General features: G+C 69.7%; 14 protein-coding genes. 10 read left to right on the top strand and 4 right to left on the bottom strand.

Annotated elements, in window-relative coordinates:
- Positions 1–11: 11 nt before the first annotated feature.
- Positions 12–827, bottom strand: a complete 816-nt coding sequence (gene bamJ / locus FKV25_RS03910) for a BamJ family beta-barrel-assembly machinery protein (protein WP_141517488.1) — start codon at positions 825–827, stop codon at positions 12–14.
- A gap of 101 nt (positions 828–928) precedes the next feature.
- The gene (locus FKV25_RS03905; protein ID WP_141517487.1) at positions 929–1864 is read right to left on the bottom strand and encodes an FKBP-type peptidyl-prolyl cis-trans isomerase N-terminal domain-containing protein; all 936 of its coding nucleotides are present in this window, start codon (positions 1862–1864) and stop codon (positions 929–931) included.
- A 369-nt stretch (positions 1865–2233) separates the two neighbouring features.
- Here FKV25_RS03905 and FKV25_RS03900 point away from each other — a divergent pair, with 369 nt between their 5' ends.
- The 5 genes from FKV25_RS03900 to FKV25_RS03880 are packed head-to-tail and all read left to right on the top strand — an operon-like array spanning position 2234 to position 5598.
- Complete coding sequence (locus FKV25_RS03900; RefSeq protein ID WP_141517486.1) at positions 2234–2545, top strand: hypothetical protein; 312 nt, start codon at positions 2234–2236, stop codon at positions 2543–2545.
- A 2-nt stretch (positions 2546–2547) separates the two neighbouring features.
- Entirely contained in the window at positions 2548–2922 is a 375-nt protein-coding gene (locus FKV25_RS03895) for a GntR family transcriptional regulator (protein ID WP_141517485.1), read from the top strand.
- Positions 2919–3785, top strand: coding sequence for an ABC transporter ATP-binding protein (locus FKV25_RS03890; RefSeq protein ID WP_246071892.1), 867 nt, complete (start codon positions 2919–2921; stop codon positions 3783–3785). The genes FKV25_RS03895 and FKV25_RS03890 overlap by 4 nt, the downstream gene beginning before the upstream one ends.
- Positions 3782–4843 (top strand): hypothetical protein, encoded by a 1062-nt coding sequence (locus FKV25_RS03885; protein ID WP_246071890.1) that lies wholly within the window; start codon positions 3782–3784, stop codon positions 4841–4843. Before FKV25_RS03890 ends, FKV25_RS03885 begins: the two co-directional genes overlap by 4 nt.
- A 53-nt stretch (positions 4844–4896) precedes the next feature.
- Entirely contained in the window at positions 4897–5598 is a 702-nt protein-coding gene (locus FKV25_RS03880) for a DUF2884 family protein (RefSeq protein WP_141517484.1), read from the top strand.
- 68 nt (positions 5599–5666) lie between these two features.
- Here FKV25_RS03880 and FKV25_RS03875 read toward each other — a convergent pair whose 3' ends face one another.
- On the bottom strand, positions 5667–6641 hold the full coding sequence (locus FKV25_RS03875; RefSeq protein ID WP_141517483.1) for a LysR substrate-binding domain-containing protein: 975 nt from the start codon (positions 6639–6641) through the stop codon (positions 5667–5669).
- 117 nt (positions 6642–6758) lie between these two features.
- On the opposite strand from FKV25_RS03875, the gene FKV25_RS03870 reads away from it, so the two are divergent.
- From FKV25_RS03870 to FKV25_RS03860, 3 genes are all read left to right on the top strand, one after another.
- Positions 6759–7343, top strand: a complete 585-nt coding sequence (locus FKV25_RS03870) for an FMN-dependent NADH-azoreductase (RefSeq protein WP_141517482.1) — start codon at positions 6759–6761, stop codon at positions 7341–7343.
- A 106-nt stretch (positions 7344–7449) separates the two neighbouring features.
- Positions 7450–8010 (top strand): ECF-type sigma factor, encoded by a 561-nt coding sequence (locus FKV25_RS03865; protein ID WP_170218510.1) that lies wholly within the window; start codon positions 7450–7452, stop codon positions 8008–8010.
- A gap of 13 nt (positions 8011–8023) precedes the next feature.
- Positions 8024–10819 carry a serine/threonine-protein kinase gene (locus FKV25_RS03860; RefSeq protein ID WP_141517480.1) on the top strand — a complete coding sequence of 932 codons (2796 nt, stop codon included), beginning with the start codon at positions 8024–8026 and terminating at the stop codon, positions 10817–10819.
- Positions 10820–10852: 33 nt separating this feature from the next.
- Here FKV25_RS03860 and FKV25_RS16150 read toward each other — a convergent pair whose 3' ends face one another.
- Positions 10853–11494 (bottom strand): CARDB domain-containing protein, encoded by a 642-nt coding sequence (locus FKV25_RS16150; RefSeq protein WP_170218509.1) that lies wholly within the window; start codon positions 11492–11494, stop codon positions 10853–10855.
- Positions 11495–11734: 240 nt separating this feature from the next.
- Here FKV25_RS16150 and FKV25_RS03855 point away from each other — a divergent pair, with 240 nt between their 5' ends.
- Both FKV25_RS03855 and FKV25_RS03850 read left to right on the top strand, forming a co-directional pair.
- Positions 11735–13150, top strand: a complete 1416-nt coding sequence (locus tag FKV25_RS03855) for a peptidoglycan DD-metalloendopeptidase family protein (RefSeq protein ID WP_170218507.1) — start codon at positions 11735–11737, stop codon at positions 13148–13150.
- A gap of 62 nt (positions 13151–13212) precedes the next feature.
- The gene (locus FKV25_RS03850; protein WP_141517478.1) at positions 13213–13662 is read left to right on the top strand and encodes a hypothetical protein; all 450 of its coding nucleotides are present in this window, start codon (positions 13213–13215) and stop codon (positions 13660–13662) included.
- Positions 13663–13675 lie beyond the last annotated feature (13 nt).

The following is a 13675-nucleotide window of genomic DNA, read 5'->3' as shown; positions in this document are numbered from 1 at the left end:
CCGGGCCGCGTTCAGCCCGCGGGCGTGCCGGCGTCCTTGACGATCTCGACCAGCTCGACCTCGAAGACGAGGGTCGCGTTCGGGCCGATCGGGCCACCCGGGGTGCCCATCTCGCCGTAACCCAGCTCGCCCGGGATCCAGAAGCGGTACTTGCTGCCGACGGTCATCAACTGCAGGCCTTCGCTCCAACCCGGGACGACGCGGTTGAGGGGGAACTCGACCGGCTCGCCGGCCTGGGTCGAATCGTCGAAGACGGTGCCGTCGAGCAGCTTGCCGGTGTAGTGCACGCGCACGGTGTCCTCGGCCTTGGGCTTTTCGCCCTTGCCTTCGGTGATGACCTGGTACTGGAGTCCGGACTGGGTGGCCTTGACCCCTTCCTTGCTGGCGTTGGCCTCCAGGAAGGCCTTGCCTTCCTCGGCATTGGCCTTGGCCTTCGCCGCCTGGTCGGCCTCCATCTTCTCCTGCATGCGCTGGCCGAAGGCCTGCGCGACCTCCTGGGCCTGTTCATCGGTCATCAGCGGCTCGTCGCCGGCCAGGGTCGTGCGAATGGCGTCGAACAGCGCGTCCTGGTCGATCTCGCCCTTGACCGGCTCCAGCGACTTGGCCATCTGCAGGCCGATCATGTAGCCGGCCTGGGCCTTCTCGCCCTCCAGGCCCGGGATGGCCAGACCGCCCTCGCCTGCCTTCGCCGCCGCGGCATCGGGGGTCGCGTCCGCCTTGGCGGTGGTGGCGTCGCCCTCCGTCGCCGGCTTGTCGCAGGCGGCCAGGCCGATCGCCAGGGCGGTCGTGACAAGGGCGGTACGGGTGGTGCGGAGGAACGTCGACATGGATGGAACTCCAGGAAAGGAATGGGGGATGCGCCCCCATCATGCGGGGGCGCGGATCGCCGGGAGATGAACCGCCAGGAAGACGGCCCAGCCCCACGGCTTCAGAGGATGGCCTGCAACTCGACTTCGAAGACCAGCATGGTGTCCGGGCCGATGCCGCCCTGCGGCATCCCGCGGGCGCCGTAGGCCAGGGTGCTCGGCACCCAGAACTTGTATTTGCTGCCCACCGGCATCAGGGCCACGCCTTCGGTCCAGCCGGCGATCACCTGGTTGAGCGCGAACTCGGCCGGCACGCCGCGATCGTAGGAACTGTCGAAGACGGTGCCGTCGAGCAGGGTGCCCTTGTAGTTCACGCGCACCGAGTCGGTCGACCGCGGGCGCGGGCCCGAGCCCTGGCGCAGCACCATGTACTGCAGGCCCGAACCGGTGGTGATGACGCCCTTCTGGCCCTTGTTGGCGGCGAGGAACGCCTCGCCCTCGGCCTTGGCGGCCGCGGCACGCTCGGCGGCCTTGGTCTTCATGCGCGCGGAGAAGGTCTCGCGGACGCTGGTCAGGGTCGCTTCGTCCAGCCTCGACGGTGCGCCGCTGGCCTTGTCGCGCACCGACTGCAGGAAGACGGGCAGCTCGATCTCGTCGTGGATCGGCTTGAGCATGCGCCCGACATCATTGCCGACGAGGTAGCCCACCTTTTCCTTGTCGACCTCGGGGATCTCGACGCCCTCCGGCGCCTGTCCGGCGCGGGAGGCCGAGCGCAGCATCAGCGCCTGGCCCACGGTGGAGGCCTCCGCGCTGGTGATCAGCGGCTCGCCGCCGTCGAACGCGTTCTGGAGGGCGCGCTGGAACGCCGCCAGGTCGAGGTCTTCTCCGATCGGCGCGATCGAGCCGCCGACGTCCTGGCCGATCATGTAGCTGACCTTGTCGCGATCGGAAGAAATAGCCGCGCCGTCCTGTGCATGCGCGAGCGGGGTCGCCGCGATGCCCGCCACGGCCACGGCGGCCACCATCAGCGCGGCTGCGCCTCGAATCAAAGCCTTCATTGCAGAGCTGCTCCTCGATAGGGGTACTGTCATCCGGCCGGCCGCAGGATCGCTGCCGGGTCGGCGCGCGCGGCCAGACGTCGCACGAAGCGACCATTGTCGCGATGCCGCGCCCTTCCGGCAAATATCGACCGCGCCGGGCGAAGAAAGTGCAACCGCGGTCCGCTCCCCACGGCAAGCCCGGAGGACCCGGCACAGCCTCGCCGCCACATCGGGGGCGGCGCGCGTGGCGATTGGACCTCGCTCCACGGAAGCTGAACGGGCGGCTCCGCACCCCTGCCGTTAGTTGGGCAAAAAAAACTTGCACGCCTGTGTTGTGGTGTTATAGTTACATACAACACCTATCAACCAATCGAGCAGGATGCCGCCATGAACCGCAAGCTCCACAACAGCCTCACCGCCCTCGCCCTGTCCGGCGGCGCCGTTGTCCTGGCGTTGGGCTTCGTTTCGCTCCCGGCCACGCAGGCCCCCTCCGCCCTCGCTGAACAGGCGGAGGCCGGCGCGTCCCTGGAACTGGTTGCCACCGGAGTCGGAATCGCCGGGGAAGTCGCCGCGTCGGCGAACGCGCTCCGCACCCCATCCACCGCCAGGGACCCGGCGTCACCAGGTGCATCGCAGGTCCGGCGCAAGGGTCGCCAGCCGCTCGTGATGCCCTACTTCTCTTTCGCACCGCGGGGTTGAACATGACCGCTATCCAATGGAGCGACGGCGCTCCGATCTATCGCCAGCTGAAGGAGCGCGTCATCGCCATGATGCTCGACGGCGAGCTCAAGCCGGGCGACGCCCTGCCCTCGGTCCGCCAGGTGGCGGCCGACTATCAGCTCAATCCGATCACCGTCTCGCGCGCCTACCAGGAACTGGCGGACGAGGCCCTCATTGAAAAGCGCAGGGGACTAGGCATGTACGTCACCGAAGAAGCTGCAAGGAAACTGCTCGTCAACGAGCGCGAGCGCTTCCTCACCGAAGAATGGCCGCTGGTACTGGAACGCATCAGCCGCCTGGGCCTGAGCCCGCAGGAGCTGTTGCTTGCAGGTGAAGGCAAGGGAGGTGCCTCGTGACCGCCGCCCACATCGTCAGCGCCCGGGGCCTGCGCAAGGCCTACAAGAACAAGCTGGCCCTGGACGACACCCGCTTCGAGATCCCCGCCGGGCGCATCGTCGGCCTGATCGGCCCCAACGGCGCGGGCAAGACCACGGCCCTGAAGGCCATGCTCGGCCTGATTCCCTTCGAGGGGCAACTGGAGGTGCTGGGCCTGGACCCGCGCACCCACCGCGACGACCTGATGCGCGACGTGTGCTTCATCGCCGACGTCGCGGTGCTGCCGCGCTGGATGAAGGTCAAGGAAGCGATCGAGTTCGTCTCCGGCGTGCATCCGCGCTTCGACCGCGAACGCTGCCAGCGCTTCCTCCAGGGCACCCAGCTCAAGCCCAACATGCGCGTGCGCGAGATGTCCAAGGGCATGATCGTGCAGCTGCACCTGGCCCTGGTGATGGCGATCGACGCGCGCCTGCTGGTGCTCGACGAACCGACACTGGGCCTGGACATCCTGTATCGCAAGCAGTTCTACCAGCGCCTGCTGGAAGACTACTTCGACGAAGAGAAGACGATCATCGTCACCACCCACCAGGTCGAGGAGATCGAGCACATCCTCACCGACGTGATGTTCATCCGCGACGGCAAGATCGCGCTGGAAAGCGAAATGGACACCCTCGGGAACCGTTTCGTCGAAGTGCTGGTCAACGCCGACCGCGCCGAGGAAGCCCGTGGCCTGGCGCCGATCGACGAGCGCGCCCTGCCCTTCGGCAAGACCGTCATGCTGTACGACGGCGTCGCCGCCGACCGCCTGGCGTCGCTGGGCGAGACACGCACGCCCGGCCTGGCCGACCTGTTCGTCGCCACCATGAAGGGGACCTACGCATGAACGCCATTGCCGAACACGACGGCGCCACCACGGCCCGCAAGCCGGTCGCGCCACCCCACCCGACACACAAGTTCAAGCTCCTGCTCAAGCGCGAGTACTGGGAGCACCGCGGCGGCTTCCTGTGGGCGCCGGTCATCGCCGGCGGCATCTCGCTGCTGCTCACGCTGATGGGCATCATCATGGCGCTGGTCGCCGGCTATCGCGCCGCCGCCGCGGGCAAGCTGGAATTCGACGGCGTCAGCGTCAACGGCTTCGACCTGGCCATGCTGACCAGCAAGCTGAGCGCGGAGGACCTGGAGAAGCTCAGCAACGGCATCGACATCTCGCTGTTGTTCAGCGGCATGTGGCCCTACCTGGTGCTGGCCTTCGTGGTGTTCTTCTACTGCCTGGGCGCGCTGTACGACGAACGCAAGGACCGCAGCGTGCTGTTCTGGAAGTCCCTGCCGCTGTCGGACGCCGAGACGGTGCTGTCCAAGGTCGCCAGCGCAGTGCTCGTGGCGCCGCTGATCGCCGGTATCGTCGGATTGGCGACGATGTTCGGGTTCCTGCTGATGATCAGCGTCGTGGTGCTGATGCATGGCGGCAACCCGTTCACCCTGCTGTGGGGTCCGGCGCACATGTTCACGCTGATCTCGAGCCACTTCACCTGGATCCCGGTGTACCTGCTCTGGGCACTGCCGACGGTCGGCTGGCTGATGCTCTGCTCGGTCTGGGCCCGCAGCAAGCCCTTCCTGTGGGCGATCATGGTGCCGGTCTTCGCGGGCATCTTCATCACCTGGTTCGACGTCATGAAGCTGTTCGACATGTCGAGCGAATGGTTCTGGAGCAACGTCGTCGGCCGCCTGCTGCTGGGCACGATGCCGGGCGCCCACATGTTCTACCGTGCCGGTGCCGGCGAGTTTGACACCGACGGCGGCATGCAGGCCCTGCTGCACGAGGCCTCTCTGGCCGGACTGGTCGACACGCTGAAGATGCCCGACCTGTGGATCGGCGCGGTCGTCGGCGCCGCCATGATCTTCGCCGCCATCCGCCTGCGCCGCTGGCGCGACGAAGGCTGAACCCTCCGTCCGCCGGGGCATGCCCCGGCGGACCGCGACCCAGGAGCTTCGAGATGACATCCCATACCCACCCCGCCGCCCGCAAGGCCCTGCCCGCCCTGGTCCTGCTGCTGGGCACCCTGCCCTGGCTCAGCGCCTGCGGAGGCCCCGATACCCAGGCCGGCAAGGCCACGAGTGCCACGGCGCAGGCCGGCACCGCGCTGGAAGGCAAGTCCCGCGAGATCGGCGCCAAGGTGCGCGAGAAGATGGCAACCGAGGACATCGGCATCGACAGCGACCAGGCCGGCGTGCCCGACGCCAAGATCACCCCCGAGGGCGACTTCCTGGTCGACGGAAAGCAGGTCGCCGTCAACGCCGAGCAGCGCGCCCTGCTGCTCAAGTACCGCCAGCACATCACCGAAGTCGCCGCCTCCGGGGCCGAGATCGGCGTGGAAAGCGCGTCGGTGGCGACCCAGGCCGTCGGCGCGGCGATCGCAAGCATCTTCAGCGGCGAGAGCAGCGAAGACCTGGGCAACCGCATCGAGGCCGACGTCGAGGAGAAGATCCGCGGCTCGGTGGCCGGGCTGTGCGCGCAGTTGCCGGCCCTGATGGAAACCCAGCAGGCGCTGGTCGCGGTCCTGCCGGCGTTCGAACCCTACGCCGACATGGACGATTCCGACTTCGACGACTGCATGGACGAGACCTCGGTGGCCGGGGCCGACCCCGCGGCGCCCGCCAACGAGGCCGCTGAAGCCGAAGCGGCGGCGCGCCAATAGCAGCGGGCACCTTGCGCCGGCGGCTGCGCGATGCGCATGCCGCCGGCGTTTTCGTTTGCGTTGGGGGCTCAGCCGGCCATGCGTGCCTGTTCGACCTCGTCACAGGGACGTCCCTTGATGTCGGCGCATTGCAGGCGATCGGTCTCGACCAGGGCCGGGGCCTTCTCGGCGAGGTAGTCGATGAACACGCGCACCGCCGGCAACAGGCCGCGACGGGACGCGAACACCGCGTGGAAGATGCCCTGCGAGAGTCGCCAGTCGGGGAGCACGACCTCCAGTTCCCCTGCGCGCACCGCCTCGGCGCAGATCGTCTCGGGCAGCATGGTGACGCCCACGCCCTGCTTGGCGAGCGCCATCAGCATCGGGAAATCGAAACCGGCCACGCGCGGCTTGAGGTCGACGCGCCTGACCTCGCCGTCGGGACCATGGAGTTCCCAGCGCTGGCGTGACTCGTCCTCGTGCATGCTCAGGGTGACGTGCTCGGCCAGCGATTCGGGGACCTCCGGCCGCCCCATCTTGCGCAGGTAGGACGGGCTGGCGACCAGGAGTTCCTGGATCTGCCCGAAGCTGCGCATGATGAGGCTGCCGTCGTCGTCCAGGCGCGCGCGCACCCTCAGGGCGACGTCGATGCCCTCGTTGATGATGTCCACCCGGCGATTGCTGACATGCAGCTGCACGCGGACCTTCGGGTACAGGGCGAGGAAGTCAGGCAACAGCTTGGGCATCTGCTGCTGGGCCATGCTCACCGGCACGCTGACGCGGATCAGCCCGCGCGGCTCGGCGCTGAGGCGGTCCACGGCCTCGCGCGCGGCCTGCGCCTCGGCCAGCATCGCCTGGGCGTGGCGATAGACGCTGGTGCCGACGTCGGTCACCGCGAAGCGGCGCGTGGAGCGCTGCAGCAGGCGCACGCCCATGTCGGCCTCCAGCTGGCTGATGCGCCGGCTCAGGCGCGACTTGGGGATGCCCAGGGCGCGCTCGGCGGCCGCGAACCCCGAGTGCTCCACGACCATCGCGAAGTAGTAGAGGTCATTGAGGTCGTGCATGGCGATATTTCCATATCCAGAACGATCCGTGACATTTAGCTATATTTATCCCGAATTCGCAACACCCTAGAGTGGCCTCACGCCGGCATGCCGCCGACACCCCACGAGAGGCCCGCCATGAAACTGCTCCATATCGACTCCAGCGCCCTGGGCGCCCAGTCCGTCACCCGCGAACTGTCCGCCGCGGTCACCGCCCGCTGGCGCGATGCCTTCCCCGCCCTGCAGGTCGAATACCGCGACCTCGACGCGCAGCCGCTGCCGCACCTGACCGGGGCCTCGCTGTCGGGCGCGGACGCCGCCGGCAACGCCGAGGCCGACCAGGCGATGGACCAGTTCCTGGCTGCCGACGTCATCGTGATCGGCGCGCCGATGTACAACTTCAGCGTGCCATCCACGCTCAAGGCGTGGATCGATCGGATCGCGGTCGCGGGCAAGACCTTCCGCTATACCGAGAAGGGTTCCGAGGGCCTGGCCGGCGGCAAGAAGGTGATCGTCGCCAGCGGTCGCGGCGGCATCCACACCGATGCCCCGAGCGACTTCCAGGAGGCCTACCTGCGCCAGGTGCTGGGCTTCCTCGGGATCGACGACGTCGAGTTCGTTCGCGCCGAGGGCGTGGCCTATTCGCCGCAGCATCGCAGCGAGGCCCTCGCGAAGGCCCACCGTTCGATCAGCCAGCCCGTCCTCTTGCGCAAGGCCGCCTGAGCCTCGCCAGCGGCGATGCCCGGCCCACGGCCGCGTCGCCGCCACGCCGCGAAGCGACCCGCCACGGATGCGTCCGCGCTATGCTCCCCCAAAACGGGGCTTGGACATGGACGCATCCCGGGAAATCACCCGCCTTCTGCAACGCCACCACCAGGGCGATCGCGATGCGTTCGACCGCATGGTGCCGCTGGTCTACGAGCGCATGCGCGGCATCGCCCGCGGCCAGATCGCGCGGGCCGGCCGACGCGGCCAGACCCTGGACACCACCGCCCTGGTGCAGGAGGCCTACCTGCAACTGGTCGAGGTCGACGGCGTCGACTGGCAGGACCGCGGCCACTTCTTCGCCATCTGCGCGCGTGCGATGCGCCGCATCCTGGTCGACGATGCGCGCCGCCGCCACGCCGCCAAGCGCGGCGGCGATGCGGTGCCGGTCACGCTGGATGCCGACGTGCTGGCGGCGGAGAGCGGATCGGAGCAGGTACTGGCGATCAACGACGCCCTCACCGGGCTGGAGGCCTTCAACGAACGCCTGGCGCGGGTGGTGGAATGCCGTTATTTCGCTGGCATGACCGAAGAAGAGACCGCCCGGGCACTGGACACGTCGCTGCGCACGGTCCAGCGCGACTGGATGCGCGCACGGGCCTGGCTGCTCAAGGCGCTGGCCTAGGAGCGAGGGATACGTGGCCGGACCGGATCCCCGCGTTCGCATCGACGCGCTGTTCGAGCAGGCGCTCGACCTGCCCGAGTCGGCGCGTCCCGCGTTCCTGGACGCGGTGGCCGCCGGCGAGCCTGCCTTGCGCGAGGAACTGGAGCTGCTGCTCGCGCTCGCGTGCAGCGAGTCGCCACTGCTCGATGCTGGCGCGCCGTGGGTGCAAGCTCCATCCGACCGCGCGACCCCGGGCACGGGTGGCGATGGCCCCACCGACGATTGGCACGCGGTCGAGGAAGAGGACGCCAGCGGACGCGAGATCGGCGCCTGGCGGCTGCTGCGGCGCCTGGGCATCGGCGGGATGGGCACGGTCTACCTGGCCGAGCGCAGCGGCGAGGGATTCCGACAGCTGGGCGCGCTCAAACGCCTGCGGCTGGATGCCGGCTCGGGCGAGTTCCTGCGCCGCTTCGCGCAGGAACGCCAGATCCTGGCATCGCTGAACCATCCCGGCATCGCCCGCCTGCTTGACGGCGGCCGCGATCCCGAAGGCGGCCCATACCTGGTCATGGAGTACGTCGAGGGCGAGGCGCTGGACCGTCATTGCGATGGCGCCCGTCTCGACCTCGAGCGACGGCTGGCGCTGTTCGCGAGCGTCTGCGATGCCGTGGCCCATGCCCACCGGCACCTCATCGTCCACCGCGACATCAAGCCCTCGAACATCGTCGTCACCGCGGACGGCGAGGTGAAGCTGCTCGATTTCGGCATCGCCAAGGTGCTGGGGGCAAGCGATGCCGCGGGTGCGCCACGGACGCGGACGATGGCCCGGGTCTTCACCCCCGAATACGCGGCGCCGGAGCAGGTCACCGGGCAGCCGGCGACCACCACGACCGACGTCTACCAGCTGGGCCTGCTGCTCTACGAACTCCTCTGCGGTCGCCGCGCCCAGGCACCTCGCCTGGATTCGGCCCTGGCCCTGGAACGCAGCATCTGCCACGAAGCGCCGCTGCGTCCCAGCCTCGCGCTGGGCAGCGATGCCTCCATCGCCGATGCCCGTCGCACGACCCCTGCGGCCCTCCGCCGCCGGCTTCGGGGCGACCTCGACACCATCGTGCTCAAGGCGCTGCGCAAGTCGCCGGACCGACGCTACGAATCGGTGGACGCCCTCGTCCAGGACCTCGTGCGCTGGCGCGAGCGCCGGCCGATCCATGCGCGTCCCGAGCGCCTGCTCTATCGCACCGGCAAGTTCCTCCGGCGCCACCCCGTCGGCGTGGCCGCGTCGCTATCGCTGCTGGCAATGCTGGTCGCCTACGCCATCACGGTGACCCACCAGGCAAGCCTGATCGCACGCGAGCGCGACCGCGCGCAAAGCGAAGCCACCAAGGCCCGGCAGGTCCAGTCGCTGGTCCTGCAGTTGTTCGAAGGTGCCGACCCCGAGCGCTCCGGCGGTGCGCAATTGAGCGCGCGCGAACTCCTCGACCGCGGCTGGGCGGGGATCGAAAGCGAACTGGGCGCGCACCCCGAAGTGCGCGCCGAACTGCTCGACACCGTCGGCGAGGCCTACCGCCAGCTCGGGCTCTACGATCGTGCCGGGCCGCTGTTCGACGACGGCCTGGCGACCACCCGCCCCCTCGCCGACGAACGTCCGCTGCTGCTCGCCCGCGCACTGCGTAGCCGGGGCCGGCTGTTGAGCGACGAGGGCCACTACGACGAGGCCGACGCCGCGCTGCGCGATGCGCTGGCCCGCTTCGGCAGCGCTGGAGGCGAAGCCGGCGCCGAAGTCGCGACCACGCTCTCCGACCTGGGCCAGGTGCGCTTCCGCGCCAGCGACCTGGAGGCCGCCGAGCGCCACCACCGCGACGCGCTGGCCATCCGCAGGTCACTTTTCGGCGAGGAGCACGTCGACGTCGCCAGCAGCCTGGACCATCTGGGCACGGTGCTTCGCCACCAGGGCGACTACGCTGGCGCAGAGCCGCTGCTCAGCCAGGCCCTGGCGCTGCGTCGCCGCCTGCTGCCGGCGACGCACCCGCACCTTGCGCGCAGCCTGTCGAACCTCGCGGTGACCCGGGTCAACCTGGGCGAGTACGACTCGGCCGAAGCGCTCTACCGGGAGGCCCGGCTGTCGATGGCGCGCTCGCGTGGCGAGCGGCACCCCTCGGTGGCGATGGTCATGAACAACCTGGCCATGCTGATGCAGGCGCAACGCCGCTTCGACGAAGCCGAAGACCTGCTGCGCGAGTCGCTGGCGATCCGTCGCGAGGCCCTGGGCGAGCGCCACCCCGAGGTGGCGATGAACCTCAACGACCTCGGCCTGGCACTGGCCGAGAGCGGCGATCCCGATGCGGCCGCCGACTACTACCGGCAGGCGCTGGCCGCCTATCCGGACGACCACCCCTGGCGCGCGGCCACCGTGTTCAACCTGGGAATGCTGGAAGAGAAGCGCGGCCGGTTCGCCGCCGCCGAAGCGCTCTACCGCGAAGCCCTCGCCGCGCAACGGGCGGACTACGGCGACGAGCACGAGCGCGTCGGCATCGACCTCAACCGCATCGGCATCGTGCTGCATCGCCAGGGTCGACTGGACGAAGCGGAAACGCACATGCGGCAGGCGCTGGAGATCTTCCGCAAGCGCCTGCCCGACGACCAGCCCCGCCTGGCCCTGGTCCTGGTGCCGCTGGGCGAGCTGCTGCTGGACCAGGGCAAGGCGGCCGAAGCCGTGCCCCTGCTCGAAGAAGCGTGGCAGGTGCGCCAGGCGGCCTTCGGCGACGCGGACACGCGGACCCTCGAGGCCGAGGCGGCGCTCCGGCGCGCGCAAGCGCTCGCGCGCGGCTGACGGTCGGCAGGCCCCGCACGACCCGGGCCGTGCTCAGCGGCACTCGCCCTTGACGGTGACCTTCACGCGCCGCAGGTTGTTGGCTTCGTCGGTCTCGGCGATCGCCGCACCATCGTCGACCGCGACGTACAGCAGGGTCGTGCCCGGCGCCAGCAGCAGGTGCCCGTCGGAATTGACCAGCGCGCCCGCCATCAGTCCGGTCACCGGATCGGTGGCCGACACGGGGCCGGCGACGGCATCGCGATGGATCCGGTTGGTGAAGGCCCCTGCGCCGGCCGCGCCGTCGTTGCGGGTGGTGTACTTGTAACGGAATACGCAGCGGCCGCGCTTGAACTGCACGGCGTCGCCTGCCGGCACCGTCGCGATGGTGCCCCAGGGAATCGAGCTGTTGCCGAGCTGGAACGCATCCACCAGCAGCAGGTCGACTGCGCCCACCGGGGCGAACTGCGCTTGCCGCCCCTGGCCGGGCCCGCCCGGATCGCCGTCCTGCTGGGGCCCCGGCTTCGGCGCGGCGATCGTACCCTGCGCCGGCATCGCATCCACGGGCTCGGGGGACTCGGGGGGCGGGAGCACGCGCTCCTGCGCTGCCAGCGGGATCAGCGCCGCGCCCGACAGCATCAGTGTCAGCACGCCGGCGTGCGCCAGGCGCGTTCTGTTCGGGGTCGATCTGGACATCGTGTCCTCTCCTGTCTTGGGGCATGCGCGGTGCCTTCCACCACGCTTCATGGGTCCTATCGGACAACACGGGAAAAACCCGCCACCGGTGCCATGGCAAGACCCGGGCCCACCCGCTGGCACACGCGGGCGGGGCGCGGCGCACGACGGGGTGGCGGGATTCCGGCGCGGATGCCGACTACCCGGTCGAGCGCATCGAAACCCCTCGGTGCGAACACCCACCCACACCGGAGACCCGACATGCACCTTACCCCTTCCCGCCACCCCGCCGCGGGCCTGTGCCTGGCCGGCTGCGCCCTGCTGCTGGCCGGCCAGGCCCTGGCCCTGGAGACATCCAAGGGCGTCTACCGCATCCCCTACGCCGACGGCACCGAGGTGCGCGTCTCCAACGACCACCTCAAGCATTCGCCGCCCGGTCGCATCGACATGGGCGGCCGTGGTGGCGGTACCTACCGGATCGTGGCCGCGGCCGACGGCATCGTCCGGCGCGTGGTCGATGGCTTCGACAAGCGCATCGACGGCTGCGGCGACCTCCCCGCCAGCGAGAGGAAGAACAACTACGTCTGGATCGAGCACCCCAACGGCGAGTGGACCAAGTACTCGCACATGGCGAAGGGCTCGTCGACGGGCAAGGCCGGGCTGGAGGTGGGGCAGTCGGTCAAGGCCGGCACCTACCTGGGCGACGAGTCCGACGTCGGTTGCGCCAGCGGCGACCACCTGCACTTCGAGGTCGGCGTGCCGCGCGCGGCCGACGGCATCACGACCGTGGGCGGGTTCCTCACCGACAACGCCGGCAGCAAGCGCAACCGCATCCCCCGCATCTGCGGGATCGATGGCGGCATCTTCGCCAGTGGCCAGTCGTACGAAGCGCGCAAGGTCCCGGGCGCCATCCAGGCCGGAGCGAAGGAAGTCGCGCGCCACGGCGTGCCCGCGCGCGACTACCAGTGCCTGTTCGACCAGGCCGTCGCGTCGGGCTACGCACTGGAGTGGATCGACGGCTTCGACGTCGGCGGCAAGGTCTACTACAACGCGGTGTTCCGGCCGCGAAGCGGCGCATGGAAGGCCTTCCACGGGCTGTCGGCCGCGCAGTACCAGCAGCGTTTCGACCAGTACACCGGCCAGGGCTATCGGCCGGTGCAGGTGGAAAGCCATGCGGGCAGTGGCGGCGTGCGTTACGCGGGGATCTTCCGCAAGCAGGCGGGCCCGGCGTACTCGGCCTACCACGGGCTCGACGCGTCGACGCACCAGGCACGGATGGATGCGCTGTCCCGGGCCGGTTACCGGCCGCGCAACGTCTCGGTGGTCTCGGTGGGCGGCCAGCGCCGCTACACCGCGCTCTACGAGAAGGCCGACATCGGCAGCTGGCAGGCCAAATCGCAGCTGACGGCGAACCAGTACCAGCAGGCCTTCGAGGCGAACGCGGGCGCGGGCCGCCAGCTGGTCTACCTCAATGCCTACGTCCACGGCGGACAGCCGCACTTCTCCGCGATCTGGAGCTCGAAGGCGTCCGGTCCGTACAAGGCGCGCCACGGCCTGGACAGCGCGCAATACCAGAGCGAGTGGCAGGCCACGACCCGCGCCGGCTACGCCACCCGCGACGTCACCGGCTATGCGAGCGGCAACCACGCCCGCTACGCCGCGATATGGCGCAAGTAGCGCCATGCCTGCCCGGGCCACCGGCATCGCGCCTCGACCCGGGCCCACCGGAGGACCCCACGATGAACACCACGCCCATTCCCTTCGCCCAGCCGGCACCGTCGCCATGCCCCGTTCGCCGGATCTGCGCGGCACTCGCCCTCGTGGCACTGCTTGTCGCGCAACTGGGCGCCTTCCAGGTCTCGGCGCAGACCCGCGCCGCGCCGACGCGCCAGGTCCTCGCCCTGCCCTCCGACAGCAAGGGCGCGACCTGCACCAGCACCGACGGCAAGGCCACCTGCTCGTGCAGCGCGCCTGGGGGCAAGTGCCAGGCCAAGGCCACCAGTTGTTCGTGCTACGGCGTCCCCCCTCCGCCGGCACAACCGGCCGGACAGCGGGGCCCGGGCGGACTGTCCGCCACCGGCGCGGCGCTGAAGGCGACCTGTACGTCCGGCAACGGCCTGAAGGTCTGCGCCTGCGGCGACAAGGGCTGCAATGCCGCCGAAGTCAGCTGTGGCTGCCTCGATCACTGATCCATCCACATCC

Origin of the sequence: Marilutibacter aestuarii (genome assembly GCF_006546775.1) — a bacterium.
In the GTDB taxonomy this organism is placed as follows: domain Bacteria; phylum Pseudomonadota; class Gammaproteobacteria; order Xanthomonadales; family Xanthomonadaceae; genus Marilutibacter; species Marilutibacter aestuarii.
The sequence above is the reverse complement of the archived record's forward strand: the minus strand, read 5'-3'. Positions and strand labels throughout refer to the sequence as shown.

What these genes read in the sequence shown, in the direction of transcription:
- FKV25_RS03900 (WP_141517486.1), top strand. Translation starts at nt 2,234, where the DNA reads ATGAACCGCAAGCTCCACAACAGCCTCACCGCCCTCGCCCTGTCCGGC.
- FKV25_RS03870 (WP_141517482.1), top strand. Translation starts at nt 6,759, where the DNA reads ATGAAACTGCTCCATATCGACTCCAGCGCCCTGGGCGCCCAGTCCGTC.
- FKV25_RS03905 (WP_141517487.1), bottom strand. Translation starts at nt 1,864, where the DNA reads ATGAAGGCTTTGATTCGAGGCGCAGCCGCGCTGATGGTGGCCGCCGTG.
- FKV25_RS03865 (WP_170218510.1), top strand. Translation starts at nt 7,450, where the DNA reads ATGGACGCATCCCGGGAAATCACCCGCCTTCTGCAACGCCACCACCAG.
- FKV25_RS03895 (WP_141517485.1), top strand. Translation starts at nt 2,548, where the DNA reads ATGACCGCTATCCAATGGAGCGACGGCGCTCCGATCTATCGCCAGCTG.
- FKV25_RS03880 (WP_141517484.1), top strand. Translation starts at nt 4,897, where the DNA reads ATGACATCCCATACCCACCCCGCCGCCCGCAAGGCCCTGCCCGCCCTG.
- FKV25_RS03850 (WP_141517478.1), top strand. Translation starts at nt 13,213, where the DNA reads ATGAACACCACGCCCATTCCCTTCGCCCAGCCGGCACCGTCGCCATGC.
- bamJ (WP_141517488.1), bottom strand. Translation starts at nt 827, where the DNA reads ATGTCGACGTTCCTCCGCACCACCCGTACCGCCCTTGTCACGACCGCC.
- FKV25_RS03855 (WP_170218507.1), top strand. Translation starts at nt 11,735, where the DNA reads ATGCACCTTACCCCTTCCCGCCACCCCGCCGCGGGCCTGTGCCTGGCC.
- FKV25_RS16150 (WP_170218509.1), bottom strand. Translation starts at nt 11,494, where the DNA reads ATGTCCAGATCGACCCCGAACAGAACGCGCCTGGCGCACGCCGGCGTG.
- FKV25_RS03875 (WP_141517483.1), bottom strand. Translation starts at nt 6,641, where the DNA reads ATGCACGACCTCAATGACCTCTACTACTTCGCGATGGTCGTGGAGCAC.
- FKV25_RS03885 (WP_246071890.1), top strand. Translation starts at nt 3,782, where the DNA reads ATGAACGCCATTGCCGAACACGACGGCGCCACCACGGCCCGCAAGCCG.